The 23501-nt window shown below is 69.8% G+C and carries 25 protein-coding genes; 12 read left to right on the forward strand and 13 right to left on the reverse strand.

Annotated elements, in window-relative coordinates:
* Positions 1-61 precede the first annotated feature (61 nt).
* Positions 62-721, forward strand: coding sequence for a hypothetical protein (locus ACFU8W_RS16095; RefSeq protein WP_384036910.1), 660 nt, complete (start codon positions 62-64; stop codon positions 719-721).
* 172 nt (positions 722-893) lie between these two features.
* Here the strand turns inward: ACFU8W_RS16095 and ACFU8W_RS16100 are convergent, their stop codons facing one another.
* Genes ACFU8W_RS16100 through ACFU8W_RS16110 form a run of 3 tightly spaced genes read right to left on the reverse strand, consistent with a single transcriptional unit; the run spans position 894 to position 3912 of the window.
* The gene (locus ACFU8W_RS16100; RefSeq protein WP_266981827.1) at positions 894-2027 is read right to left on the reverse strand and encodes an Mrp/NBP35 family ATP-binding protein; all 1134 of its coding nucleotides are present in this window, start codon (positions 2025-2027) and stop codon (positions 894-896) included.
* A gap of 45 nt (positions 2028-2072) precedes the next feature.
* On the reverse strand, positions 2073-2648 hold the full coding sequence (locus tag ACFU8W_RS16105; RefSeq protein WP_384036914.1) for a DUF1003 domain-containing protein: 576 nt from the start codon (positions 2646-2648) through the stop codon (positions 2073-2075).
* The gene (locus ACFU8W_RS16110; RefSeq protein WP_384036917.1) at positions 2638-3912 is read right to left on the reverse strand and encodes a magnesium transporter MgtE N-terminal domain-containing protein; all 1275 of its coding nucleotides are present in this window, start codon (positions 3910-3912) and stop codon (positions 2638-2640) included. The genes ACFU8W_RS16105 and ACFU8W_RS16110 overlap by 11 nt, the downstream gene beginning before the upstream one ends.
* 202 nt (positions 3913-4114) lie before the next feature.
* Here ACFU8W_RS16110 and ACFU8W_RS16115 point away from each other — a divergent pair, with 202 nt between their 5' ends.
* Positions 4115-4879: a hypothetical protein gene (locus tag ACFU8W_RS16115; RefSeq protein WP_384036919.1), complete on the forward strand. Its 765-nt coding sequence runs from the start codon at positions 4115-4117 to the stop codon at positions 4877-4879.
* Between the two features lie 97 nt (positions 4880-4976).
* Here the strand turns inward: ACFU8W_RS16115 and ACFU8W_RS16120 are convergent, their stop codons facing one another.
* The gene (locus tag ACFU8W_RS16120; RefSeq protein ID WP_384036922.1) at positions 4977-5495 is read right to left on the reverse strand and encodes a hypothetical protein; all 519 of its coding nucleotides are present in this window, start codon (positions 5493-5495) and stop codon (positions 4977-4979) included.
* Positions 5496-5508: 13 nt separating this feature from the next.
* Positions 5509-6624, reverse strand: coding sequence for a magnesium and cobalt transport protein CorA (locus tag ACFU8W_RS16125; protein ID WP_345510517.1), 1116 nt, complete (start codon positions 6622-6624; stop codon positions 5509-5511).
* A 408-nt stretch (positions 6625-7032) separates the two neighbouring features.
* Here ACFU8W_RS16125 and ACFU8W_RS16130 point away from each other — a divergent pair, with 408 nt between their 5' ends.
* The gene (locus ACFU8W_RS16130; protein ID WP_345510516.1) at positions 7033-7668 is read left to right on the forward strand and encodes a suppressor of fused domain protein; all 636 of its coding nucleotides are present in this window, start codon (positions 7033-7035) and stop codon (positions 7666-7668) included.
* 87 nt (positions 7669-7755) lie between these two features.
* Here the strand turns inward: ACFU8W_RS16130 and ACFU8W_RS16135 are convergent, their stop codons facing one another.
* Complete coding sequence (locus tag ACFU8W_RS16135) at positions 7756-8988, reverse strand: MFS transporter (protein ID WP_384036925.1); 1233 nt, start codon at positions 8986-8988, stop codon at positions 7756-7758.
* Positions 8989-9145: 157 nt separating this feature from the next.
* On the opposite strand from ACFU8W_RS16135, the gene ACFU8W_RS16140 reads away from it, so the two are divergent.
* The 3 genes from ACFU8W_RS16140 to ACFU8W_RS16150 all read left to right on the forward strand — a co-directional run bounded on the left by ACFU8W_RS16140 (position 9146) and on the right by ACFU8W_RS16150 (position 11483).
* The gene (locus ACFU8W_RS16140; RefSeq protein WP_345510513.1) at positions 9146-9790 is read left to right on the forward strand and encodes a DUF6758 family protein; all 645 of its coding nucleotides are present in this window, start codon (positions 9146-9148) and stop codon (positions 9788-9790) included.
* 107 nt (positions 9791-9897) lie between these two features.
* The gene (locus ACFU8W_RS16145; RefSeq protein ID WP_345510512.1) at positions 9898-10764 is read left to right on the forward strand and encodes a PHP domain-containing protein; all 867 of its coding nucleotides are present in this window, start codon (positions 9898-9900) and stop codon (positions 10762-10764) included.
* Positions 10765-10877: 113 nt separating this feature from the next.
* Positions 10878-11483 carry a MarC family protein gene (locus ACFU8W_RS16150; RefSeq protein WP_266981808.1) on the forward strand — a complete coding sequence of 202 codons (606 nt, stop codon included), beginning with the start codon at positions 10878-10880 and terminating at the stop codon, positions 11481-11483.
* Positions 11484-11560: 77 nt separating this feature from the next.
* Here ACFU8W_RS16150 and ACFU8W_RS16155 read toward each other — a convergent pair whose 3' ends face one another.
* Positions 11561-11713: a hypothetical protein gene (locus tag ACFU8W_RS16155; protein ID WP_167747282.1), complete on the reverse strand. Its 153-nt coding sequence runs from the start codon at positions 11711-11713 to the stop codon at positions 11561-11563.
* A gap of 210 nt (positions 11714-11923) precedes the next feature.
* On the opposite strand from ACFU8W_RS16155, the gene ACFU8W_RS16160 reads away from it, so the two are divergent.
* Complete coding sequence (locus ACFU8W_RS16160) at positions 11924-12811, forward strand: NYN domain-containing protein (protein WP_266981804.1); 888 nt, start codon at positions 11924-11926, stop codon at positions 12809-12811.
* 91 nt (positions 12812-12902) lie between these two features.
* Here ACFU8W_RS16160 and ACFU8W_RS16165 read toward each other — a convergent pair whose 3' ends face one another.
* Complete coding sequence (locus ACFU8W_RS16165) at positions 12903-13742, reverse strand: alpha/beta fold hydrolase (protein ID WP_384036933.1); 840 nt, start codon at positions 13740-13742, stop codon at positions 12903-12905.
* 131 nt (positions 13743-13873) lie between these two features.
* Entirely contained in the window at positions 13874-15718 is a 1845-nt protein-coding gene (locus ACFU8W_RS16170) for a DEAD/DEAH box helicase (RefSeq protein WP_345510508.1), read from the reverse strand.
* Positions 15719-16193: 475 nt separating this feature from the next.
* Here ACFU8W_RS16170 and ACFU8W_RS16175 point away from each other — a divergent pair, with 475 nt between their 5' ends.
* A complete protein-coding gene (locus tag ACFU8W_RS16175; RefSeq protein ID WP_384036936.1) occupies positions 16194-16928 on the forward strand; it encodes a ferritin-like fold-containing protein in 735 nt (244 codons plus the stop codon).
* A gap of 20 nt (positions 16929-16948) precedes the next feature.
* On the opposite strand, the gene ACFU8W_RS16180 is transcribed toward ACFU8W_RS16175, so the two are convergent.
* The 4 genes from ACFU8W_RS16180 to ACFU8W_RS16195 all read right to left on the reverse strand — a co-directional run bounded on the left by ACFU8W_RS16180 (position 16949) and on the right by ACFU8W_RS16195 (position 18855).
* Positions 16949-17218, reverse strand: coding sequence for a hypothetical protein (locus ACFU8W_RS16180; RefSeq protein WP_345510506.1), 270 nt, complete (start codon positions 17216-17218; stop codon positions 16949-16951).
* Positions 17219-17453: 235 nt separating this feature from the next.
* Positions 17454-17681 (reverse strand): DUF3107 domain-containing protein, encoded by a 228-nt coding sequence (locus ACFU8W_RS16185; RefSeq protein ID WP_345510505.1) that lies wholly within the window; start codon positions 17679-17681, stop codon positions 17454-17456.
* Between the two features lie 148 nt (positions 17682-17829).
* Positions 17830-18471, reverse strand: a complete 642-nt coding sequence (locus ACFU8W_RS16190; RefSeq protein WP_266981795.1) for a TetR/AcrR family transcriptional regulator — start codon at positions 18469-18471, stop codon at positions 17830-17832.
* 168 nt (positions 18472-18639) lie between these two features.
* Positions 18640-18855 (reverse strand): hypothetical protein, encoded by a 216-nt coding sequence (locus ACFU8W_RS16195; RefSeq protein WP_345510504.1) that lies wholly within the window; start codon positions 18853-18855, stop codon positions 18640-18642.
* Between the two features lie 110 nt (positions 18856-18965).
* Here ACFU8W_RS16195 and ACFU8W_RS16200 point away from each other — a divergent pair, with 110 nt between their 5' ends.
* From ACFU8W_RS16200 to ACFU8W_RS16215, 4 genes are all read left to right on the forward strand, one after another.
* On the forward strand, positions 18966-19931 hold the full coding sequence (locus tag ACFU8W_RS16200; protein ID WP_384036942.1) for an alpha/beta fold hydrolase: 966 nt from the start codon (positions 18966-18968) through the stop codon (positions 19929-19931).
* On the forward strand, positions 19916-21292 hold the full coding sequence (locus ACFU8W_RS16205) for a DUF3152 domain-containing protein (RefSeq protein ID WP_384036945.1): 1377 nt from the start codon (positions 19916-19918) through the stop codon (positions 21290-21292). Before ACFU8W_RS16200 ends, ACFU8W_RS16205 begins: the two co-directional genes overlap by 16 nt.
* A gap of 156 nt (positions 21293-21448) precedes the next feature.
* Positions 21449-21544, forward strand: coding sequence for an Ms4533A family Cys-rich leader peptide (locus ACFU8W_RS16210; protein WP_323135872.1), 96 nt, complete (start codon positions 21449-21451; stop codon positions 21542-21544).
* 232 nt (positions 21545-21776) lie between these two features.
* Positions 21777-23501, forward strand: a complete 1725-nt coding sequence (locus ACFU8W_RS16215; protein ID WP_384036948.1) for an ABC transporter substrate-binding protein — start codon at positions 21777-21779, stop codon at positions 23499-23501.

Consider the following 23501-nt stretch of genomic DNA (forward strand, 5'->3'; position numbering starts at 1 on the left):
AGGACGCCCGAGGGGGGCGGGCCGCTGCGGACCCCTAGGGATCGAGGAGGCGGCCGGGCAGATGGAGACGACGAGTCGGGTAGGCGCGGAAGGTGCGCCCAGCACAGTCACCGCAGAGGGTGTGCCGGCGACCCGGCGTACGGTCGACGGCTATCTGCAGGCATCGTTCCCCTGGTACGGACTGGACGAAGCCTTCACCGGGCCGCGCTGGCTGATGCAGGTCGGCACGGCGGCGGACGGCACGGTGCAGCACGGTTCGACCGGGCACGGTGAGGAGCCTCAGGTACGGGGTGACTCCAGCGGCGAGAAGCACCGGTTCGCGGCCGTGGTGACGGTGGCCAGCAGTCCCGTGCGGCGCAGTGGCGACGGTACGGGGGTGCTGGAGGCGACCACGGTGTCGTCGGCGGCGTGGCTGGCGGGCTCGGGTCTGCTGGCGTACACGTGGCCCCCGCAGTTGGACCACGCGCTGCGCGACGACTGGCTGGACCAGCAGACGGAGACGGCGTTCGAACTCGCCGACGATCTGGACGGGCCCGCATGGTCGTTGCTGTCCCTGCCGGTGGACGGTGTTCCGGTGCCGTTCCACTACCGGGAGTCCGAGTTCGGCTGGGTGCTGGCGGGGTCGGCGCCGGGCGGGGTGCACATCGGCGCGTACGGGCGGGGGATGAGCGCGTACGGGCTGGGGTTCTCCGTGGTGAAGGACATCGCGACGTACGCGTAGCGGGTGCGGTGACCGGGGCGCCCGGTTGCCGCTCCGTCCTCGATCGCCGGACGGCTCGATGATGCCGTCGCGCGCCGTGAGGCCGCTCGCCGAACGGGACCGACAGTGCCGCCGGGCGGGGCCTGATGCCCTGCCCGGCGGTTGTGCTGCGGCCCCGTCAGAGGGCCGCGGTTCAGAACTTGTTGCGGGGGGTGATGCCCAGCGACATGCCCGACAGACCGCGCCGGCGGCCACCCAGCCTGTCGGCGATCGTGCGCAGGGCCTTGCCGGCCGGGGAGTCCGGGTCCGAGAGGACCACCGGCTTGCCCTCGTCGCCGCCCTCGCGCAGGCGTACGTCGATCGGAATGGAGCCGAGCACCGGGACCTCCGCGCCGACCGTCCTGGTCAGGCCCTCGGCGACCTTCTGGCCGCCACCGGTGCCGAACACGTCGACCATCTCGTCGCAGTGCGGGCACGGCAGGCCCGACATGTTCTCGACCACGCCGACGATTTTCTGGTGGGTCTGCACGGCGATCGAGCCGGCCCGCTCGGCCACCTCGGCCGCGGCCATCTGCGGGGTCGTGACGACGAGGATCTCGGCGTTCGGCACGAGCTGGGCCACGGAGATCGCGATGTCACCGGTGCCCGGGGGCAGGTCGAGCAGCAGGACGTCCAGGTCGCCCCAGTACACATCCGCGAGGAACTGCTGCAGTGCGCGGTGCAGCATCGGTCCGCGCCACACCACCGGGGCGTTGCCCGGGGTGAACATGCCGATCGAGATGACCTTCACGCCGTGCGCCGACGGCGGCATGATCATGTTCTCGACCTGGGTCGGCCTGCCGTCGGCGCCGAGCATCCGCGGCACGCTGTGCCCGTAGATGTCCGCGTCCACGACGCCGACCTTGAGGCCGTCGGCCGCCATCGCCGCCGCCAGGTTCACCGTCACCGACGACTTGCCGACGCCGCCCTTGCCGGACGCCACCGCGTACACCCGGGTCAGCGAGCCGGGCTTGGCGAACGGCACCTCGCGTTCCGCCGTACCGCCGCGCAGCGACGACGTGAGCTCCTTGCGCTGTTCGTCGCTCATCACGTCGAGCGTGACGTCGACCCGTGTGACGCCTTCGACCTTCGCCACCGCATCGGTCACGTTCTTGGTGATGGTCTCGCGCATCGGGCAGCCGGAGACAGTGAGATACACCGTGACAGCGACCGCGCCGTCAGCCGCGATCTCGACCGACTTGACCATGCCGAGTTCGGTGATCGGTCGGTGGATCTCCGGGTCGTTCACTGTCGCCAGTGCTTCGCGCACCGCGTCTTCGGTAGCCATACCGACGATGTTACGGCGCCTGCCGCTACGCGTGAGTAGCCCCCGTCAGCGGTCTTCGTCACTCTCGGCCGAGAATTGCAGGCGCCGCTCGTCCATGTCCTTCACGAGGTCCTCGAGTTCCGAACGGATCCAGTCCCGGGTGGCGACCTCGCCGAGGCCCATCCGCAGGGACGCGATCTCCCGGGTGAGGTACTCGGTGTCCGCGATGGAGCGCTCGTTCTGCTTGCGGTCCTGCTCGTGGGTGACCCGGTCGCGGTCGTCCTGCCGGTTCTGCGCGAGCAGGATCAGCGGGGCCGCGTACGACGCCTGGAGCGACAGCATCAGCGTCAGGAAGATGAACGGGTACTCGTCGAAGCGCAGTTTCACCGGCGCGAAGATGTTCCACAGCACCCAGACGATGATGATCAGCGTCATCCAGACGATGAACCGCCCGGTGCCCAGGAATCGGGCGATCCGCTCGGAGAGCCGGCCGAACGCCTCGGGGTCGTACTCCGGCAGCAGTCGCAGCCGCGTGTCCTTCGGCTGGTCGAGCCGGGCCCTGGCGCGCACCATCGCCGACGACCCGGTCGACGACGGTCCCGGTCCGGCTCCGGATGCCCTGGAGCGGTCCTCACCTGCCATGCGCGACTCCCTCCTCGCTGTGGAGGTCGGTCTCGCGCCAGTCCTCGGGCAGCAGATGGTCGAGCACGTCGTCGACGGTCACCGCCCCGAGCAGCGACCCGCTCTCGTCCACGACGGGCACCGAGACCAGGTTGTACGCGGCCAGATAGCTCGTCACCACCGACAGCGGGGCGTCCGGGGGCAGCGGCACGAGGTCGCTGTCGACGATCGAGCTGACCAGGGCGAAGGGCGGATCACGCAGCAGCCGCTGGAAATGCACCGTGCCCAGGTACTTGCCGGTCGGCGTCTCGTCCGGCGGCCGGCACACGTACACCTGCGCGGCAAGTGCCGGGGACAGGTCGGAGCGGCGGACCCGGGCGAGCGCGTCGGCGACCGTGGCGTCCGGCCGCAGCACGATCGGCTCGGTCGTCATCAGGCCGCCCGCGGTCCGCTCCTCGTACGACATCAGCCGCCGCACGTCCGCCGCGTCGTCGGGCCGCATCAGCATCAGCAGCCGTTCCTTGTCCTCCTCCGGCAGTTCGGAGAGCAGGTCGGCCGCGTCGTCGGGGTCCATCGCCTCCAGGACGTCCGCGGCGCGCTCCTCCTTGAGCTTGCCGATGATCTCCACCTGGTCGTCCTCGGGCAGCTCCTCGAGGACGTCGGCGAGCCGGTCGTCGTCGAGTGCGGCGGCGACCTCGGCCCGGCGCTTGGGCGACAGATGGTGCAGGGCGTTGGCCACATCGGTGGGGCGGAGCCTCTCGAACGTGGCGACCAGCGACTCGGCGCCCTGCCCATGCTCCTCCAGCGAGAACCCGCTGACCGCCGACCAGTCGACCGTCAGGGTCTCGCCCTTGCGGCGCAGCGCCCCGCCCCTGCCCTTGCGTACGAAGTACTTGTCGATCTCCCAGTCGCGGCGGGCCGGGAGCTGCTGGATCGCGACATCGAGGATGGTGACCTCCTCGCCGGTCTCCACCAGCCGCACCCGCCGGTCCAGGAACTCGCCGAGGACCAGACGCTCGGTGGGGCGCTGTTCGAAGCGCCGCATGTTGATCACGCCGGTGGTGATGACCTGGCCCGATTCGATGCCCGTCACCCGGGTCATCGGCAGGAAGATCCGGCGCCGGCTGATCACCTCGACGACGATGCCGAGCAGCCGGGGCGGGCGGCCGCCGACTCGCAGCATCGCGACCAGATCGCGGACCCGGCCCACCTGGTCCCCGTTGGGGTCGAAGACCGGCACACCGGAGAGGTGCGAGACGAAGACCCGGGGGGCACCTGCCGCCATGCTCTGCGCCTCCTTCCGTCCCGTGGAGAAGGGCCGGTCCGTTCAGGGGTGATTTTCACCATTATGACGGGATCAGGCTAGCCCGTACCGCTCCGGGTCGTCCCGGTGAGCAGTCCGTACGGCTCTGCGCCGGACGGCGTGGGCGACACGGGTACGCTGCCGTCTGCCAGCCCCCGACATGCAGATGAGAGGCAGTGCGCCAGTGACCTCTTTTGTCCCGCCCGTCCGGACCCGCCGCCGGGCCGCTCTTGCCGTTGTGCTCTGTGCGGGGCTGACCGCAGCCCTGACGGGGTGCGGCGACGAGGACCCGGACAAGGGGACCAACGGCATCGGCAGGCTCTCGGCGGCCCAGATCGAGAAGAGGGCGCAGGCTGCGGCCGACTCCGCGGACGCGGTGCGGCTGGCCGGGACACTGGTCAGCAAGGGCGGCACGTACAAGCTCAACATGCGGCTCAAGGCGGACGGCGGCACGGGCTCCGTCACCTCGAGGACCAGCACGTTCGAGTTGCTGCGGATCGGTGACGAGGTCTATCTGAAGGCCGACTCCGGCTTCTGGAGCCATGAGGAGAAGGACGCACAGAGCAGCGATTCCGGCGCGGCGGCGGGGGACAAGCTCCAGGACAAGTATGTGAAGGTCCCGCAGGACGACCCGACGTACAAGCAGCTGCGCGGCTTCACGGACATGAAGACCCTGCTCGACGGGATGCTCACACTGCACGGCAAGGTCAACAAGGGCGACCGCGGCAAGGTCGGCTCCGTCCGCACCATCCAGATCCTGGGTGGCAAGGGCGAGGGCGGGGCGCTCGACGTCTCGCTGAAGGGCACGCCGTATCCGCTGCGGTTCGCCCGTGGTGGCGGCGGGGGCACCATCACGCTCGCCGACTGGGGCACGGACTTCACGCTGGAGGCCCCGGCCAAGGATGACACCGTCGACTACGGGCAGCAGCTCCCCAGGTCGACCTCGTGACGCCGCGGCAGACGTGCGTGCCGGACCCATGAACCCTGCATGAACGAAAGACCCTCAGGACCGTCCCGCAATCCCTGACGGAACGGCGGGACGGCCCTCAGCGGCGGCGGTTCAGCAGCAACCGAGGCAGCGCGTTCGGGACGGGACGGCGGGTGGTCGCCGGGGTCGGCAGCGGCGCCGCCGCGTGCGAGGTGTCCGGCAGCTCCGTGCGGGATTCGCCGGGCACCAGCCGCAGCACCCGGCACGCGCGCGCCCAGCGCTCGGTCATCTGCTCGGCGTCCGGCGCGTTCAGCCGCTTGCCCTTGAGTTCGGCGACCGCCGCCTCCCACTCCTCGGAGTGCGGTGCGAGCTCCGTCACGGCGGCGGTCCAGGCGATCAGCCGGCCGCCCTTGTCCTTGCTGCGCACGGTCACCTCCGCGACGGACCCGTCGGTGAGACCGGCCGGGAGCGGCTGCTCGCCGGGGCCGTCCCCGACGAGATGGGCCGCGCCTTCGTGCCATACGTGCCACAGCGCCCGCGCGGGCCCGGTGCCCCGTACCCAGATCAGGCCGGACTTCTTGGTGGCCTCCTCGACGAGGGCCGGTCCGAGCAGCGAGTCAGCGGCAGCAGCAGTCATGCCATGAACTCTATTAGAGCCAGCCGTTGCGCTTGAGCGAGCGGTGGATGGAGAAGCAGACGACCCCGATGACGCCCATCACCATCGGATAGCCGTACGTCCACCGCAGCTCCGGCATGTGCTTGAAGTTCATGCCGTAGACGCCGCAGATCATCGTCGGTACGGCGATGATGGCCGCCCAGGACGTGATCTTGCGCATGTCCTCGTTCTGCGCGACGGTCGCCTGCGCCAGGTTGGCCTGCAGGATCGAGTTCAGCAGTTCGTCGAAGCCGATGACCTCTTCGTGCACCCGTGCCAGGTGGTCGGCGACGTCCCGGAAGTACTTCTGGATGTCCGGATCGACCAGCCGCATCGGCCGCTCGCTGAGCAGCTGCATGGGCCGCAGCAGCGGGGAGACGGCCCGCTTGAACTCCAGGACCTCACGCTTCAGCTGGTAGATCCGGCTTGCGTCCGAGCCGCGCGGGCTGCCCTTCGCGGGGGTGGAGAAGACCTCGATCTCCACCTCGTCGATGTCGTCCTGGACGGCGCCGGCCACGGCGATGTAGCCGTCGACGACATGGTCGGCGATGGAGTGCAGGACCGACGAAGGTCCCTTGGCGAGCAGCTCCGGGTCGTCCTGCAGCCGGTGGCGCAGCGCCCGCAGCGAGCCGTGTCCGCCGTGCCGGACGGTGATGACGAAGTCCCGGCCGGTGAAGCACATCACCTCACCGGTCTCGACGACCTCGCTGGTCGCGGTGAGCTCGGCGTGCTCGACGTAGTGGATGGTCTTGAAGACGGTGAAGAGCGTGTCGTCGTACCGCTCCAGCTTGGGCCGCTGGTGGGCGTGGACGGCGTCCTCGACCGCGAGCGGGTGGAGGCCGAACTCCCGGGCGATCCCGGCGAATTCCTCCTCGGTCGGCTCGTGCAGGCCGATCCAGGCGAAGCCGCCGTCCTCGCGCACCCGAAGCATCGCTTCGTGCGGGGTCAGACAGCCGGCGCTCTCCACGCGGCGTCCGTCGCGGTAGACCGCGCAGTCGACGACCGCGCTGGAGACGGACGGGTCACGGGTGGTGTCGTAACTGCTGTGCAGGGCGTTGGTCTTGCGCAGGGACGGGCGCACGGCAGCGCGCAGGTCACGGATCATCGACATGGCTGGCTCCTTTACGGAGGGCCGTCGTCGGGCGCGTGGAACAGCCCGGAATGGGGACGTGTGCTCACATCCGCAAAGCGGGCGGCACCGCGGCGGCGCGATGACGGCGTTCGCTACAGACAGGCAAAAAAGGAGTGCTCTTCCGTCGTGCGCAACGCCCTGGGTCCGACGGGGGAGGCGTCAGATCACCGAAGAAGGGTGTGGGGCGGAAGAACGGTTGGTACTGCACGATCGACTTCGATCCATTGCAGCCCCACCTCCTCCAGCCGGTCCCCCGTGGGGGATGACGTGTTGTCGGGACTGAGAGCGACGCTTCTGCGTGCTGTCCCGACCAGCGGCCAAGACTATCAGCCGACTCCGGCCCAATCCCTTACTTTGCCCGTTCCATACGCGTCCTATGCTCGCAGCATGGAAGAAATTCTTGCTCTGGTCGAGGCCCGGCTTCGTACGGCTCTCGGTGAACCGGACGCGCGCGCCGCGGTGACGTTTCTCGGTACGGACCGGATCGAGGTACTCCGTTTCATCGACGGCGATGTGGTGCGCTACGCCACGCTCGGCATGTCCGCCCAGCCGATGTCCGATCCGACCGCGGCCCTCGCGGACCCGGTGAAGGGGCCGCGCGCCGAGCTCGTCCTCTCCGTGCGGGCCGGGCTCGCCGACACAGACAAGGTGCTCCGCGGACTTGCCGTGCTGGCGGCTTCCCCGCAGGTCGAGGGGTTGGTCGTGGCTCCCGGCGCCTCGCTGGACCTGGGTGAACCGCTGTGGCCCGGGGCGCCGTTCAGCTCCGTGCTGGTCGCCGAGCCGGGCGGGCTGGTCGAGGACCTGGAACTGAATGAGCCTGCGCCGCGCAGCGGCTCCGTGGGGGGCGGCGGCCGGGAGACGGGCGGGCCGATGGAGCCGGTGCGGTTCCTGCCGCTGCTGCCGATGACGCCCAACGAGGCGGCGTGGAAGCGGGTCCGCGGGGCGCAGGAGCTCCAGGAACGGTGGTTGTCGCACGGGACGGATCTGCGGGATCCGCTGCGTACCTCCGTGGCCCTGGACTGAGACGAACGCCATACGTGCAGGGGGAGGCCCCGCCGCGCGGCCAGGAGGGAGAGCCGCGGGCGGGGCGGAACAGGGTTCGCGCAAGGGTCAGTTGGCGAAGGCGGTGACGCCGTCCTCGGTGGCGTGCTTCGGCTCCAGCTCCTGCGCCTCATGGGTCAGTGCCGTGCGCCGGACCCGGACGACGACCGCGCCGACGACGGCCGCGATCGCGGCGACCACGAACGGGATGTGGATGTTGCTCCATTCCTCGATCTTCGGGGCGAGGTACGGGGCGGCTGCCGCGGCGAACCAGCGGACGAAGTTGTAACCCGCGCTCGCCACCGGGCGCGGGGCGTCCGAGACGCCGAGCGCCAGCTCCGTGTAGACGGTGTTGTTCATGCCGATGAAGGCGCCGGAGACGATCGTGCAGACGATGGCCGTGGTGTGGTTGCCGTAGCCGAGGATCAGCAGGTCGGCGGCGAGCAGCACCAGTGAGGCGCCGAGCACCTTGAGCGAGCCGAGGCGCTTCTGCAGCCGGGGCGCGACGAGCACCGAGAAGACGGCGAGCAGCAGACCCCAGGCGAAGAAGACCGCTCCGGACTTGTACGGCGTCATGTTCAGCACGAACGGCGTGAACGCCAGGATCGTGAAGAACGCGTAGTTGTAGAAGAACGCCGAGGTCGCGACGGAGGCGAGGCCGCCGTGGCCGAGCGCCTTGACCGGGTCGAGCAGTGAGGTCTTGCGGGCGGGCTTCGGCTGTTCCTTCAGGAACGCCGTGATGCAGATGAAGCCGATCGCCATCAGGGCCGCGGTGCCGAAGAACGGATAGCGCCAGCTGGCGTCGCCGAGCAGCGCGCCGAGCAGCGGCCCGCACGCCATGCCGAGGCCGAGTGCGGATTCGTACAGCAGGATCGCCGCCGAGCTGCCGCCCGCCGCCGCGCCGACGATCACGGCGAGCGCGGTCGAGACGAAGAGCGCGTTGCCGAGGCCCCAGCCGGCCCGGAACCCGACGAGTTCCGCCACGGACGACGAGGTGCCGGAGAGTGCGGCGAAGACGACGACGAGCGCGAGACCGGTCAGGAGGGTCTTGCGGCCGCCGATCCGGCTGGAGACGAAGCCCGTGACGAGCATCGCGACCGCGGTGATCAGGAAGTACGAGGTGAAGAGCAGGGACACCTGGCTGGGCGTCGCCTCGAGCCCCTTGGCGATGGACGGCAGAATCGGGTCCACCAGCCCGATTCCCATGAACGCGACAACAGAGGCGCCCGCAGTGGCCCAGACGGCCTTCGGCTGGCGCAGGATGCTGCCCGCTCCTTGCTCGAACGGATCCTCTCCCTGCATGGGTCTTCTCGCTCTCCACTAGATCGATGCGTAATACACAGAATAAGTTAGAGAAGCTAATGACTGCAAGCTACATCTAATATCCCTGGTGGGAGCCACGCTGCGGACGGGTGATCGTCCTTGACGCGGCGACAGCCGGGGAGGACCGTTGGTCGCTATGAGGGGCGAACCCAGTTGCCCGAAGTGCGGAGGCCGGGTCAGGGCGCCCGGTCTTTTCGCCGATACCTGGCAGTGCGCGGTGCATGGCGCCGTGTATCCGCTGCAGCCGGTGATTCCGCCCAGCGTCGAGGCGCTCGGGGTGGTGGTGGCCCGCGCGCAGGTGCCGGTGTGGATGCCCTGGCCGCTGCCGGTCGGCTGGCTGTTCACCGGCGTCTCGTACGCGGGCGACGACCGTAGCGGCGGCCGCGCCACCGTCGTCGCCTGCTCGGGCCCCGGTCCACTGGGCGGTATGGGCGAGCTGCTGCTCGTCGCCGAGGAGCTGGGGGTCGGACTCGGTGCGCGCTACGCCGGGATCGACGGCCCCGACCCCGGCCCGTACCTCCATGTCGACGGACCTCCCGACGCCAAGGTGCTCGCCGCCGGACGCCCCACCTCGCTCTGGCACGTCAAGGGCGCCCCCGAGGACCGGGCGGTCTTCGCCGGTGAGGCACGCGGGCTATGGCTCTGGGCGATCGTCTGGCCCGAGCAGTCCGGGCTGCTGATGTACGACGAACTGATACTGACCGATCTGCGCGAGGCCGGGGCGGAGGCCGAACTCGTGCCGTGCGGGGCGCTCACACCACGGCTGCTCGACCGGCCCTGACCGTCGGACGCGCGTCCGGGCGTCGCCGTGACCGGCCGGGCGCTGTTCGAATGCCGGTTATCCTGGGGCGTCCCCCCTGTCCGGCTGCGAGCACTGGAGTACGCGTCGTGCGCATCGACCTGCACACCCACTCCACTGCCTCGGACGGCACGGACAGCCCCGCGGAGCTGGTGCGGAACGCCGCCGCCGCGGGCCTCGATGTCGTCGCCCTCACCGACCACGACACCGCCCGCGGCCATGCCGAGGCGATTGCCGCGCTCCCCGAGGGCCTCACCCTCGTCACCGGCGCCGAGCTGTCCTGCCGGGTCGACGGTGTGGGGCTGCACATGCTCGCGTACCTCTTCGACCCCGACGAGCCGGAACTGGCACGCGAACGCGAGCTGGTACGGGACGACCGGGTGCCGCGCGCACAGACCATGGTCCGCAAGCTCCAGGAGCTCGGCGTCCCGGTCGAGTGGCAGCAGGTCGCCCGGATCGCGGGGGGTGGCTCGGTCGGCAGGCCGCACATCGCCACCGCGCTCGTCGAGCTCGGCGTCGTCGAGACGGTCTCGGACGCCTTCACGCCCGAGTGGCTCGCGGACGGCGGACGCGCCTACGCACAGAAGCACGAGCTCGACCCGTTCGACGCGATCCGGCTGGTCAAGGCCGCCGGTGGCGTCACCGTCTTCGCCCACCCGCTCGCCGTCAAGCGCGGCGAGGTGGTGCCCGAGGCGGCCATCGCGCGGCTCGCCGCCGCGGGCCTCGACGGCATCGAGGTCGACCACATGGACCACGACGAGCCGACCAGGGCCCGGCTGCGCGGGCTCGCCAAGGAACTGGGGCTGCTCGCCACCGGCTCCAGCGATTACCACGGCAGCCGGAAGACCGTACAGCTCGGCGAGTACACCACCGACCCGGAGATCTACGGCGAGATCACCCGGCGCGCCACGGGGGCCTTCCCGGTGCCGGGCGCCGGCGGGCCCCGCACCGCGTAAGCGCCTGTCCGCGCCTCTCGCCCCTCCTCACCTCTTCTCGCACGCCCGGCCGCTCACGGCTGCGGGCTGCGCACGTCCCATCTCGACCCGCTCTCTTCTCGCAAGGCCTCACTGTGTTCGACGTTGCTGTCTTCGGATCCCTATTTCTCACGCTTTTTGTGATTATGGATCCACCCGGAATCACCCCGATCTTCCTCGCCCTCACCGCCGGGCGGCCCGCCAAGATGCAGCGCAGGATGGCGCTCCAGGCGGTTGCCGTCGCCTTCGGCGTGATAGCCGTCTTCGGTGTGCTCGGCCAGCAGATCCTCGACTATCTGCATGTCTCCGTCCCCGCCCTGATGATCGCGGGCGGGCTGCTCCTGCTGCTGATCGCACTCGATCTGCTGACCGGCAAGACCGACGAACCGACGCAGACGAAGGATGTCAACGTCGCGCTCGTGCCGCTGGGAATGCCGCTGCTCGCCGGCCCCGGCGCGATCGTCTCGGTGATCCTTGCGGTGCAGCACGCCGACAGCTTCGGGAGTCAGGTCTCGGTCTGGACGGCGATCGTCGCCATGCATCTCGTGCTCTGGCTGACCATGCGCTACTCGCTGCTGATCATCCGCGTGATCAAGGACGGCGGCGTCGTCCTGGTGACGAGGCTCGCGGGAATGATGCTCTCGGCCATCGCCGTGCAGCAGATCATCAACGGAGTCACCCAGGTCATCCAGAACTCCTGACGCCGACCCGGACACCACAGCGCCCCCGTACGGACCGTCCGTGCGGGGGCGCTTCGTCTTTGTACGTCGGTGAGGCGTTACGAAGCCGAGTTCTCGGCCGGGCGGATATAGATGCGCTGGCCTATCGAAGCGGCCTGCTGCACGATCCGGTTGACGGAGGCGGCGTCCACGACGGTGCTGTCCACGGCGGTACCGTCGACATCGTCGAGTCGCATGATCTCGAAGCGCATAGGGCTTCCCTTCGTCTGATCCTCCTGCTGGAGAACTACTGGGAGGACGGGTGACCCGTCCGCAAGGATGTGGAGCGTCGGACATCGGCGTCCCGCGCTCCACAAGGTGTACAACGGCTTGCCACCAGCAAACATTCCCTACGCTAAGGAAATTTTTTGGATGTCTAAGTACCAGCGGGAAATCGGCCGTGTGTGGACAATGAGGTCCGCATGAACGAGGCGCAGATCGGCGAACGCCTGGACCGCACCAACGAGCTGCTCCAGCGCATGCTCGCCGAGGTGTCCAAAACCCCCTCGACCCACGCGATCTTCGTGGACGCGGGCTATGTGTACGCCGCGGCCGGGCTGCTCGTCACCGGCACGGAGGACCGGCGCTCCTTCGATCTCGACGCGGAAGGGCTGATCGAGGCCTTCATCGACAAGGCCCGCACCATCTTCGCGGACAGCAGACTTCTGCGCGTGTACTGGTACGACGGGGCCAGGCGCCGGATCCACACGGTCGAGCAGCAGTCCATCGCCGAACTTCCCGACGTCAAGGTCAGACTCGGCAACCTCAACGCCAACAACCAGCAGAAAGGCGTCGACTCACTCATCCGCACCGACCTCGAATCCCTCGCCCGGCACCGCGCGATCAGCGACGCGGCGCTCGTCGGCGGCGACGAGGACCTGGTGTCTGCGGTCGAGGCGGCGCAGGGGTACGGGGCCCGGGTCCACCTCTGGGGCATCGAGGCGGGCGAAGGGCGCAATCAGGCCGAACCGCTGCTCTGGGAGGTCGACAGCCAGCGCACCTTCGACCTGGACTTCTGCCGCCCGTATGTCACCAGACGCCCCGTCACCACGTACGAGGACGACACCCCGGCCCCCTCCCGCGAGGACGTCCGCTTCGTCGGTGCGCAGATCGCCGCCACCTGGCTGTCCGCCCGCGGCCGCGACGCCCTCGCCGACCTGCTGCCCGGACACCCCTACCTGCCGGGCTCCGTGGACCAGGACCTGCTGGTCGAGGCCGAACGGCTGCTCCAGCACTCGCTGCGCGGCCACGCCCATCTGCGCCGGGCGCTGCGCGACGGCTTCTGGCAGCACCTGCAGGCGCAGTACTGAGCCAAGGGCTGTCCCGCCGTCCCTGCCGGGCGCACGACGACAGCCACGGCACCTCGCCGCGTTGTCGGAACGTCCGAATCGGATCAGGTCGTCACACGCCGTCCCAGAAGGCGGCCAGCGCGGCAGCGGTCTGCTCCGGGCGGTCCGTGTTGGGGGAGTGCTCGGCGCCCGCGATCCGGCTGCGGTGCGCGCCGAGCCGCTGCGCCATCTCGTCGAGCAACGGCACCGGCCAGGTGTCGTCGCGCTCGCCGGAGAGCACATGGACGGGCAGCGGTACGGCGGCGAGTTCGGCCACCCGGTCCGGCTCCGTCGCCAGCTGCCGCCCGGTGGCGATCAGCTGGGCGGGACGGTGGCGCAGCCAACGCCGGCGCAGCCCCTCGCCGTCCGCTGCCGCCGCGTCCTCGGGCGGGTCGAGGGCGCGCATCGCGTCCCACACCTCGGCCATGCTCAGCGTCGCGAGCGCGTCGCTGAGCATCTTCACCTTGAGCTGCTGGGCCTCGACCACCTGGGCGGGACCGGAGGACATCAGCGTCAGCGAACGGAACGGCGAGGCGTCGAGAAGGACGGCGGCGCGGGCGATCTGCCCGCCGAGCGAGTGGCCGAGAAGATGCACGGAGCCACCGATTGCGTCGGCCTGCGCGAGCACATCGCGAGCCAACTCGCTTTGCTCGTAGGCTTCCTGACGGTCCGTTCCATCTGTCTCGTACTGCCCGCGTCCGTCGGCGGCGACGATGCGGTAGCCGGCGGCGGAGAGCGGTTCGAGGAGCGCGATGAAGTCCTCCTTGCTGCCCATGTATCCGGGCAGCAGAAGGGCGGTGCCGCGCGGCTCGGCGGGCGGCGAGGCATCCAGCACGGCGAAGGCCCCGCGCGCGGTGGGCAGCGCGTGGGCGCGGGTGCAGGAGGGCGGGATGAAGGTGGGCGGCCGACTCATGACACGAGGCTATGTCCTCACACGCCGGACGGGCCTGAGGATGTCCTCAAGCCCGTCCGGCACGATCAAGCCCCTCCGGCAATCGAGGAGCGGGGTCCGGGGCGGAGCCCCGAACGACCATCGGCGTGTGCTCAGCCCTCGGTCCTGGCCGCAGTGCGCGGCGCCCGCCGCCTCCGCGGCTTGGCCTCGCCCTCCGCGACCGGAACCTCCACCACGCTCTCCGCCTTCGGCTTCGCCGCCGCCCGCGTCCGCCGACGCGGCCTCGCCGGCTCGGGCTCGGCGATCGGCGCGATCTGGAAGTCGACCTCGTCCTCGGCCGGCTTCGCGACGATCCGGGCGCGGCGCCGCGGCTTCGTCACCGTCTTCGCCTCCACCACCGGCTCGGCCATGGGCGCGATCTGGAAGTCGACCTCGTCCGCAGGCTTGGTGACGGTGCGGGCCCGACGGCGACGCGGCTTGGCCTCGGCCTCCGCCTCGACTGCCGGTGTCCCGACGACGGCCGGAGCCTCCGCCAGGGCCACGGCGGCCTCGGCCGCGACATCCGGGACCGCGACCCGCGTACGGCGGCGACGGCGCGGCGTGCGCGGCTCCACCGGGGCGTCAGCGGCGGGCGCGGCCACCGCAGCCTGCGCGGGCTCCGTGGCCGGCGCCGGCACCGCGGCAGCAGTGCCCTCCGTGAGCGCGGATCCGCCCCGTGTACGACGACGCTGACGCGGCGTACGCGGCGCCCGCTCCTCCCGTACGGCAGGAGCCGACGGCGCGGACGACTTGCGGCCGCGGCCGCCCGTCTCGCCCAGGTCCTCGATCTCCTCGGCCCGCAGACCCGCACGGGTCCGCTCGGCACGCGGCAGGACACCCTTGGTGCCGGCCGGGATGTCGAGTTCCTCGAACAGGTGCGGTGACGTGGAGTACGTCTCGACCGGGTCGTTGAAATTCAGGTCAAGGGCCTTGTTGATCAGCTGCCAGCGCGGGATGTCGTCCCAGTCGACCAGCGTGATCGCGATGCCCTTGGCGCCCGCACGGCCGGTCCGGCCGATGCGGTGGAGGTAGGTTTTCTCGTCCTCCGGCGACTGGTAGTTGATGACGTGTGTGACGCCCTCGACGTCGATGCCGCGGGCCGCGACATCGGTGCAGACGAGCACGTCCACCTTGCCGTTGCGGAAGGCGCGCAGCGCCTGCTCACGGGCACCCTGGCCGAGGTCGCCATGGACCGCGCCGGACGCGAAACCGCGCTTCTCCAGCTGCTCGGCGATGTCGGCTGCCGTCCGCTTGGTGCGGCAGAAGATCATCGCCAGCCCGCGGCCGTTGGCCTGCAGTATCCGCGAGACCATCTCCGGCTTGTCCATGGAGTGGGCACGGAAGACGTGCTGCGAGATGTTGGAGACGGTCGCGCCCTCGTCGTCGGGCGAGGTGGCGCGGATGTGCGTCGGCTGCGACATGTAACGCCGTGCGAGGCCGATGACCGCGCCCGGCATGGTCGCCGAGAACAGCATCGTCTGGCGGGTCGGCGGCAGCATGGTGATGATCCGCTCGACGTCGGGCAGGAAGCCCAGGTCGAGCATCTCGTCGGCCTCGTCGAGGACGAGGGCACGCACGTGCGACAGGTCGAGCTTGCGCTGGCCGGCCAGGTCGAGCAGGCGGCCCGGGGTGCCGACGATCACGTCGACGCCCTTCTTCAGGGCCTCGACCTGCGGTTCGTACGCACGGCCGCCGTAGATCGCGAGAACGCGGACGTTACGCACCTTGCCGGCGGTCAGCAGGTCGTTGGTGACCTGCTGGCAGAGCTCACGCGTGGGGACGACGACCAGCGCCTGCGGCGCATCGGTCAGCTGCTCGGGCTTGGCCCGGCCCGCCTCGACGTCCGCGGGGACGGTGACGCGCTCCAGCAGCGGAAGACCGAAACCGAGCGTCTTGCCGGTACCGGTCTTGGCCTGTCCGATCACGTCGGAGCCGGAGAGTGCGACGGGGAGCGTCATCTCCTGGATGGGAAAGGGGGACACAATGCCGACGGCTTCGAGGGCCTCGGCCGTCTCGGGAAGAATCCCGAGGTCTCGGAACGTAGTCAGGGTGCTGCCTCTTCTGTGAGACGCGGTCCGAGGCGAACGCTGGGGGTCGTACCGTGCCGGGGTTGGTCATCCGGCCGTGGATGGGCCGGGTGGCGCGGGACCACTGCCGTCGCTCGAGCGCTCGTGCCGCTGAGGGGGCCCCTCATCTGCGGTCGTACGTGGCGTACGCCCCGCGCGGAGGGCTGTCGGGTCGGAGCCGATCGGGCCACCGACCGGGCATCCTCATTCAATTTCGCGTCACCGGTACATCCAAAATACTCAGTAACCGCAATACCACTGTACCCCGGATTCGCGCATGTGTGTTGGGCGAATTCATCGGAACGGTGTGATGGCACCGGCTGACCAGGCCCTTCCATCCTTCGACGGGCGGGCTATTCTGCGGTTCATGGAGACGTCTGACAACGCCACTGAAGCACCCGCACCCACCGGAATCGCCGCCCAGGACTGGGCCACCGCATCCGCGGAGCCGCAGTACCGTGCCGCGGTCGTGGATCTGCTGGGAGCACTCGCGTACGGGGAGCTGGCGGCCTTCGAGCGGCTCGCCGAGGACGCAAAACTCGCGCCGACGCTGGCCGACAAGGCGGAGCTGGCAAAGATGGCGTCCGCCGAATTCCATCACTTCGAGCGGTTGACGGACCGGCTGACCGCGATCGAGACCGAGCCGACCGGCGCCATGGAGCCGTTCGCCAAGGCGCTCGACGACTTCCACCGCCAGACCGCCCCGTCGGACTGGCTGGAGGGTCTGGTCAAGGCGTACGTCGGCGACTCGATCGCCAGTGACTTCTACCGTGAGGTCGCCGCACGCCTCGACTCGGACACCCGCTCGCTCGTCCTCGCCGTGCTGGACGACACGGGCCACGGCAACTTCGCCGTCGAGAAGGTGCGCGCCGCGATCGAGGCCGACCCGCGGGTCGGCGGCCGGCTCGCGCTGTGGGCCCGGCGGCTGATGGGTGAGGCGCTCTCCCAGGCCCAGCGGGTGGTCGCCGACCGCGACGCGCTGTCGACGATGCTGGTGGGCGGCGTGGCGGACGGGTTCGACCTGGCCGAGGTCGGCCGGATGTTCTCGCGGATCACCGAGGCGCACACCAAGCGGATGGCCGCGCTCGGACTGGCTGCCTGACAGACCGCCGCCGGGCCCCCTCAGGCCGCCGCTGATCGGCTCAGGCGGCGGCCGCGCGGGCGGATCAGCAGCGACAGCGTCACCGCGCCGATCAGCACCGCGCCGATCAGGGTGGCCAGGACATGTCCGGGGCCCAGCACCGAATGCATCAGATACGCGCCGAACAGGGCACCCAGAGCACCGGTGGTGAAGACGGCACGGCCGGACGGGAGCCGGCCGGGCAGCAAGCGGAGCGCCGCCCAGGAGAGGACGAGTCCGAGCGCGACGGAGCCGAGGGATTCCCAGATCACAGACGATCACCTCGCGGGTTGCGGAGGGGTATCCCCCATGCTTGCAGAGCGATGGGGGAGGGCAAAACGGTCGTAGGCCGTACTACCCGTGGGCTGCGGAACGCAACCCTCCCGGGGACAGGTTCCGCACCGGTGCCGCACCGCGGAAACCGGCACTGAGCAGCGGCGGAACGCAGAAGCGGCCCGGAGGGGGATACACCCCTCCGGGCCGCTTCGCACTGCTGCGCGTCTGTCCCTACAGCGCGCCGAACCCCACCCGCCGCGTGCTCGGCTCGCCGATCTCCACGTAGGCGACCCGGTCGGCCGGCACCAGGACCTTGCGGCCCTTGTCGTCCGTGAGGCTGAGCAGCTGCGCCTTGCCGGTGAGAGCCTCGGCGACCGTGCTCTCGACCTCCTCGGCGGAAAGCCCGCTCTCCAGAACGATCTCCCGGGGTGCGTGCTGCACGCCGATCTTGACCTCCACGGCTATGTCCCTCCGACGGTCAGTCCTCATGCGCGTGAGCCGCGCCGTACGCACCACACATTAGCCCGGTGAGCGGAGCTGTCAGAGGTCGGCAGGCAACGCCCGCAGCGAACACGTACCGCGGACACTGAGGAGTACCGACCGGACGTCAGTGCTGATCGATGCCGTGCAGGGGGAACCCGGCGATGCCACGCCAGGCCAGCGAGGTGAGGAGCTGTACCGCCGTGTCGCGCGGGATCCCCGACCGGCTGGACAGCCAGTACCGGGCGACGACCTGGGACACGCCCCCCAGACCGACCGCGAGCAGCATCGACTCGTCCTTGGAGAGCCCCGTGTCCCCCGCGATGACGTCGGAGATCGCCTCCGCGCACTGCAGCGAGACCCGGTCGACCCGTTCCCGTACCGCCGGCTCGTTTGTCAGGTCCGACTCGAAGACCAGCCGGAAGGCGCCGCCCTCGTCCTCGACATACGCGAAATAGGCGTCCATCGTCGCGGCGACACGGAGCTTGTTGTCCGTCGTCGACGCCAGCGCGGTACGGACCGCCTGCAGCAGCGATTCGCAGTGCTGGTCGAGCAGCGCCAGATAGAGCTCCAGCTTGCCCGGGAAGTGCTGGTAGAGCACCGGCTTGCTGACACCGGCCCGCTCGGCGATGTCGTCCATCGCGGCGGAGTGGTAACCCTGCGCGACGAAGACCTCCTGCGCGGCGCCCAGCAGCTGGTTGCGTCGGGCGCGGCGAGGCAGGCGAGTGCCCCGCGGGCGCGCCGCCTCTGTCTGCTCGATGGCTGTCACGCCGCCTCCCAAAATTGTGATCGAACACAGCCTTTTTCTGCACGCTGCGCCGTACAGCCATCGTACTTTTGAGTAACCCGGGTGCGCGCGGCGCGGACGCAGAATTTCACGGACCGGACGGCTGCGGTAGCCACAGATTCGTCGACCTGCACGGCAAAGCGGGACGTATCAGCGGTAATCGTCCTCGTCCTCCGCGACGACGCGGGCCTGCTCCGCCGCATCCGCCTCATTTGCGGTGTCCCGGTCGATGTCCGTGAGCGGATCGTCGCTCCTCGGCTGGAGGTCGGCCTGCTGTTCGGCCGCGTCAGCCTCGGGTGCCTCCGGGTCCGGCTCGTCCGGCTGAATTCTCTCGAAGGTCTCCGGGTCGCTGGGGTCGACCGTCATGGTGACTCCCTTCCTTAGCTTCGAGCCTAGGAGCTAGCCCGGCACGGCGCTATGCGATCTGTGACGGCGAACACATGAATCACGGTGTGATCGTCTCGTAACATTGCCGCATGTCTTCGACCGAGCTGCCGGGAGTCCGGGCCGCCGCTGCAGCGGCGGCCCCCGCGGTGAGCGCCGTCCGGGTTGCCGAGGGGGAGGAGCTGCGCTCCGTCGCGCTCCCCGGCCTGACGCTGAACGTCCGCGCCCGGCCGCCGGAGCGGACCGGTCTGCCGCCCGCGCTCTACGTGCACGGGCTCGGCGGCTCCTCGCAGAACTGGTCGGCGCTGATGCCGCTGCTCCAGGACGTGGTGGACGGCGAGGCGGTCGACCTGCCCGGCTTCGGGGACTCCCCGCCGCCGGACGACGGCAACTATTCGGTCACCGGGCACGCCCGCGCGGTGATCCGGCTCCTGGACGCGGGGGAGCGCGGTCCCGTCCATCTCTTCGGTAATTCCCTCGGCGGCGCGGTGGCCACCCGGGTCGCGGCCGTCCGCCCCGACCTGGTGAGGACGCTCACCCTCATCTCGCCGGCGCTGCCCGAGATCCGGGTGCAGTGGCCCGCCGTACCGACCGGACTGCTCGCCGTTCCGGGGGTCGCATCCCTGTTCTCCCGGATGACCAAGGACGTGACGGCGGAACAACGGACGCGCGGAGTCATGGCACTCTGTTACGGCGATCCGGCACGCGTCTCCGAGGCCGGCTTCCGCGAAGCGGTGGCCGAAATGGAGAGACGGCTGGAACTGCCGTACTTCTGGGATGCGATGGCGCGCTCGGCGCGTGGCATCGTCGATGCGTACACGCTGGGCGGGCAGCACGGACTGTGGCGCCAGGCCGAGCGTGTGCTCGCACCGACCCAGCTCGTGTACGGCGGACGGGACCAGCTCGTCTCGTACCGGATGGCACGCAGAGCGTCCGCGGCCTTCCGCGATTCGCGGCTGCTGACACTGCCCGACGCCGGGCACGTGGCGATGATGGAGTACCCGGAAGCGGTCGCCCAGGCGTTCCGGGAACTGCTCGACGAATGCGGCGGGAGCTGATCCGGGGCGTGGGACGACATAGCCGAAAAGAGCCCCCAGCCAGCGAACGAGATATCGATGCCGGAGCGGCGGACCGGGGTGGCGCTCGTGAGGCGGCCCGGCCGGAGCCCGGCAGTGGACGGCGCAGGAGGGTGGCCGGAGTGCCGCCCGGCGCGGACGGGCACACCCCTTCCCGGGGGGTCCCGCAGGTGCGTGGCGGCCATCCCGAGCAGCGCGATCCGGGGGGTGGCTGGGGGACCGGACCGCAGCCGGTGTTCGGTGAGCAGGCTCCGGGGCGGCCGGGCGGCCCGGGTCTGCGGCCCGGGAAGTCGCAGATGCCTCGGCCCACGGCCCGGCCGATGCCGGAGGGGATGTCGGATCGGCAGCCCGCGACCGCCACGAGGTCGCTGATACCGGGTCCGCGACGGGAGTTCGTCGATGCCTTCGACGCACCGTCCGCGCTGCCCGCCCCTCGTTCTCCGTCCGCCCCGCAGGCCGACCCGTTCACCGCGGTCGGCGACGGGGAGGAGTGGCCGCCCCCCGGCGACGCCGATGCCCCGCCGGTCACCAGGAGCAGTAAGGGGCGCACCTTCACCGGTGTCGCAGCCGCCGCCGTGACCACCGTGCTCGCGGTGGTCGTGGCCGGTCAGGTCGCACATGACAGCAGCGCGCGCGTCGGCATGGCCGCGTCCGGCGCGGGCGTCGACCGGGACGGTGGCGAGGACACCTCCTCCCGTTCGGACGACCGGCCGACGCCGAAAGCGGTGGCGGCCGCGCCTCTTTCGTACGAGCAGAAGATGGCTGTGGCCTATCCGCTCGCTCCGGAACTCAAGGGTTCCGGACACTTCGAGACGGTCCCGGGAACGGCGAAGGCTCCGGGCAAGGGGCATAAGTATCGCTATCGGATCGACGTCGAGAAAGGTCTCGGCCTCGACACCGGACTTTTTGCCGAGGCGGTCCAGAGAACCCTTAATGACGACCGCAGCTGGGCGCACGGCGGCGCCATGACTTTCGAGCGGATCTCCGCGGGCGATCCGGATTTCGTGATCACTCTGGCCAGCCCGGGAACCACCGGTGACTGGTGCGAGAAGTCGGGTCTCGATACGACCGAAGACAATGTCTCGTGCGATTCGGCGGCGACCGAGCGCGTGATGATCAACGCCTATCGCTGGGCGCAGGGATCATCGACGTTCGGCCCGAAGAAGCTTTTCTCCTACCGCCAGATGCTGATCAACCACGAGGTCGGCCACCGGCTGGGTCACAATCATGTGAGCTGCCGCACGCCGGGCGCACTGGCTCCCGTGATGCAGCAGCAGACCAAGTCCCTCGATGTCGACGGCGTCAAGTGCCGCCCCAACGCCTGGGTTTATCCGGGCAGTTGAGCCCGGTCGGGCCGCCCGTCGGCCCCCGTCGACTGCCTCCCGGCCGATGCCGGCGACGATGCCGGGCGTCCGGCCCCCGGAGAGGGTGTCCGGCATGTGGGACGACTGTCTCATTCCGCGTTGACATCAAGGGTGCGGTCGCGCATATTTCTCGGCATGTCACGCAGCCCCGTCACCTTCGAACGCGCAGCCATAGAGCTGGCGCTCATCGGTGTGACCGGGCACAGCGTCGCCGACATTCACTGTTGCTGACGCCTGCCTGAGCGCGCGTCGACTCCCTTTCCCCGAGCCCTGTCCCACAGGGAACGGCTCTTCCCGACTGCCGCGCCGGGCGTACTCCGTCCGCAGGCGCGGCAGTTTCGGTGTCCCGGTCCGGTCCATTCTGATCCCTGACCGTTTGTTCCATCCCGCACCCTCGCTGCTGCCTGCACGGATCCTCGTTCAGCCTTCTTCCGTCAGCAGTACTCCGAGAGGTCATCTTCCGATGCGTCAACCGTCCGTCATATCGCGCCGCGTGGCAGCGGCCGTCGTGGTTCTCGTCGTGGGTTCGGGCGCCGCCGCGTGCGGGCCCCAGGACAGCAAGGGCAGCGACGCCGGCTCCGGCGCTGCGGGCAAGCCCGCCAAGGGCGGCATGCTCACCGTCCTCAACAGCAACGCGCAGGAGGACTTCGACCCCGCGCGGCTGTACACCTCCGGTGGCGGCAACGTCCCGTCCCTGGTCTTCCGTACGCTGACCACCCGCAACCGGGAGAACGGCGCGGCCGGCGCGAAGGTCGTGCCCGACCTGGCGACCGACCTGGGCACGCCCAGCAAGAACGCCACCGTCTGGACGTACACGCTCAAGGACGGTCTGAAGTACGAGGACGGCACAGCGATCACGAGCGCCGACATCAAGTACGGCATCGAGCGCTCCTTCGCTGCCGAACTCTCCGGCGGCGCGCCCTATCTGCGCGACTGGCTGATCGGCGGCGCCGACTACCAGGGCCCTTACAAGGACAAGAAGGGCCTCGCCTCGATCGAGACGCCCGACGCGAAGACGATTGTCTTCCACCTCAACAAGCCGGAGGGCGAGTTCCCCTACCTGGCGACGCAGACCCAGACGACCCCGGTGCCGAAGGCCAAGGACACCGGCGCGAAGTACGAGAACCATCCGATCTCCTCGGGGCCCTACAAGGTCGTCAGGAACGAGGGCGACGGCGAGCGCCTCGTCCTGGAGCGCAACACGTTCTGGTCGGCCGCCACCGACGAGGAGCGCAAGGCGTACCCGGACCGGATCGACGTACGCTCCGGACTCGACTCCGCCGTCATCAATCAGCGGCTCTCCGCCTCCCGGGGCGCCGACGCCGCCGCCGTCACCACCGACACCAACCTCGGCCCGGCCGAGCTCGCCAAGGTCACCGGCGACAAGAAGCTCGCCGCCCGCGTCGGCACCGGCCACTTCGGCTACACGAACTACATCGCCTTCAACCCGAAGGTGAAGCCGTTCGACAATCCGAAGGTGCGCGAGGCGATCTCGTACGCCGTCGACAGGTCCTCCGTGATCAACGCGGCCGGCGGTTCCTCGCTTGCCGAGCCCGCCACCACCTTCCTGCCGGAGCAGGCGTCCTTCGGCCACAGCGCCTACGACGCCTTCCCGGCCGGCAGGACAGGCAACGCGGCCAAGGCCAAGGAGCTGCTGAAGGAGGCTGGTTACGCCAAGGGCCTGACCATCACCCTCACGCACTCCAACGAGAAGAACTTCGCCACCAGCCCGGAGATCGCCACCGCGATCCAGGAGGCGCTGAAGAAGGCCGGGATCACGGTCGAGCTGGAGGGCCTGGAGGGCAACGCCTACTCGGACAAGATCCACGACGTGAAGAGCGAGCCCGGCTTCTTCCTCACCGGCTGGGGCGCCGACTGGCCGTCCGGCGGTCCGTTCCTCGCGCCGATCTTCGACGGACGCCAGATCGTCAAGGACGGCTACAACTTCAACACCTTCCAGCTCGACGACCCCTCCGTCAACAAGGAGGTCGACGAGATCAACAAGCTGACCGACCTGAGCGCGGCCGCGAAGCGCTGGGGCGCGCTCGACAAGAAGATCGGTGAGCAGGCGGTGACCGTGCCGCTGTTCCACCCGGTCTACAAGCGTCTGTACGGCGAGGCCGTCAAGAACGTCGTCATCAGCGACTGGACCGGTGTGCTCGACATCTCGCAGGTCGCGGTCAAGTAA

The organism is Streptomyces sp. NPDC057565 (genome assembly GCF_042801455.1).
GTDB lineage: Bacteria > Actinomycetota > Actinomycetes > Streptomycetales > Streptomycetaceae > Streptomyces > Streptomyces yanii.

What these genes read in the sequence shown, in the direction of transcription:
- ACFU8W_RS16130 (WP_345510516.1), top strand. Translation starts at nt 7,033, where the DNA reads ATGGAAGAAATTCTTGCTCTGGTCGAGGCCCGGCTTCGTACGGCTCTC.
- ACFU8W_RS16135 (WP_384036925.1), bottom strand. Translation starts at nt 8,988, where the DNA reads ATGCAGGGAGAGGATCCGTTCGAGCAAGGAGCGGGCAGCATCCTGCGC.
- ACFU8W_RS16110 (WP_384036917.1), bottom strand. Translation starts at nt 3,912, where the DNA reads ATGGCGGCAGGTGCCCCCCGGGTCTTCGTCTCGCACCTCTCCGGTGTG.
- ACFU8W_RS16175 (WP_384036936.1), top strand. Translation starts at nt 16,194, where the DNA reads ATGGAGACGTCTGACAACGCCACTGAAGCACCCGCACCCACCGGAATC.
- ACFU8W_RS16210 (WP_323135872.1), top strand. Translation starts at nt 21,449, where the DNA reads ATGTCACGCAGCCCCGTCACCTTCGAACGCGCAGCCATAGAGCTGGCG.
- ACFU8W_RS16215 (WP_384036948.1), top strand. Translation starts at nt 21,777, where the DNA reads ATGCGTCAACCGTCCGTCATATCGCGCCGCGTGGCAGCGGCCGTCGTG.
- ACFU8W_RS16095 (WP_384036910.1), top strand. Translation starts at nt 62, where the DNA reads ATGGAGACGACGAGTCGGGTAGGCGCGGAAGGTGCGCCCAGCACAGTC.
- ACFU8W_RS16100 (WP_266981827.1), bottom strand. Translation starts at nt 2,027, where the DNA reads ATGGCTACCGAAGACGCGGTGCGCGAAGCACTGGCGACAGTGAACGAC.
- ACFU8W_RS16125 (WP_345510517.1), bottom strand. Translation starts at nt 6,624, where the DNA reads ATGTCGATGATCCGTGACCTGCGCGCTGCCGTGCGCCCGTCCCTGCGC.
- ACFU8W_RS16170 (WP_345510508.1), bottom strand. Translation starts at nt 15,718, where the DNA reads ATGACGCTCCCCGTCGCACTCTCCGGCTCCGACGTGATCGGACAGGCC.
- ACFU8W_RS16140 (WP_345510513.1), top strand. Translation starts at nt 9,146, where the DNA reads ATGAGGGGCGAACCCAGTTGCCCGAAGTGCGGAGGCCGGGTCAGGGCG.
- ACFU8W_RS16195 (WP_345510504.1), bottom strand. Translation starts at nt 18,855, where the DNA reads ATGACGGTCGACCCCAGCGACCCGGAGACCTTCGAGAGAATTCAGCCG.
- ACFU8W_RS16120 (WP_384036922.1), bottom strand. Translation starts at nt 5,495, where the DNA reads ATGACTGCTGCTGCCGCTGACTCGCTGCTCGGACCGGCCCTCGTCGAG.
- ACFU8W_RS16165 (WP_384036933.1), bottom strand. Translation starts at nt 13,742, where the DNA reads ATGAGTCGGCCGCCCACCTTCATCCCGCCCTCCTGCACCCGCGCCCAC.
- ACFU8W_RS16160 (WP_266981804.1), top strand. Translation starts at nt 11,924, where the DNA reads ATGAACGAGGCGCAGATCGGCGAACGCCTGGACCGCACCAACGAGCTG.
- ACFU8W_RS16205 (WP_384036945.1), top strand. Translation starts at nt 19,916, where the DNA reads ATGCGGCGGGAGCTGATCCGGGGCGTGGGACGACATAGCCGAAAAGAG.
- ACFU8W_RS16155 (WP_167747282.1), bottom strand. Translation starts at nt 11,713, where the DNA reads ATGCGCTTCGAGATCATGCGACTCGACGATGTCGACGGTACCGCCGTG.
- ACFU8W_RS16105 (WP_384036914.1), bottom strand. Translation starts at nt 2,648, where the DNA reads ATGGCAGGTGAGGACCGCTCCAGGGCATCCGGAGCCGGACCGGGACCG.
- ACFU8W_RS16200 (WP_384036942.1), top strand. Translation starts at nt 18,966, where the DNA reads ATGTCTTCGACCGAGCTGCCGGGAGTCCGGGCCGCCGCTGCAGCGGCG.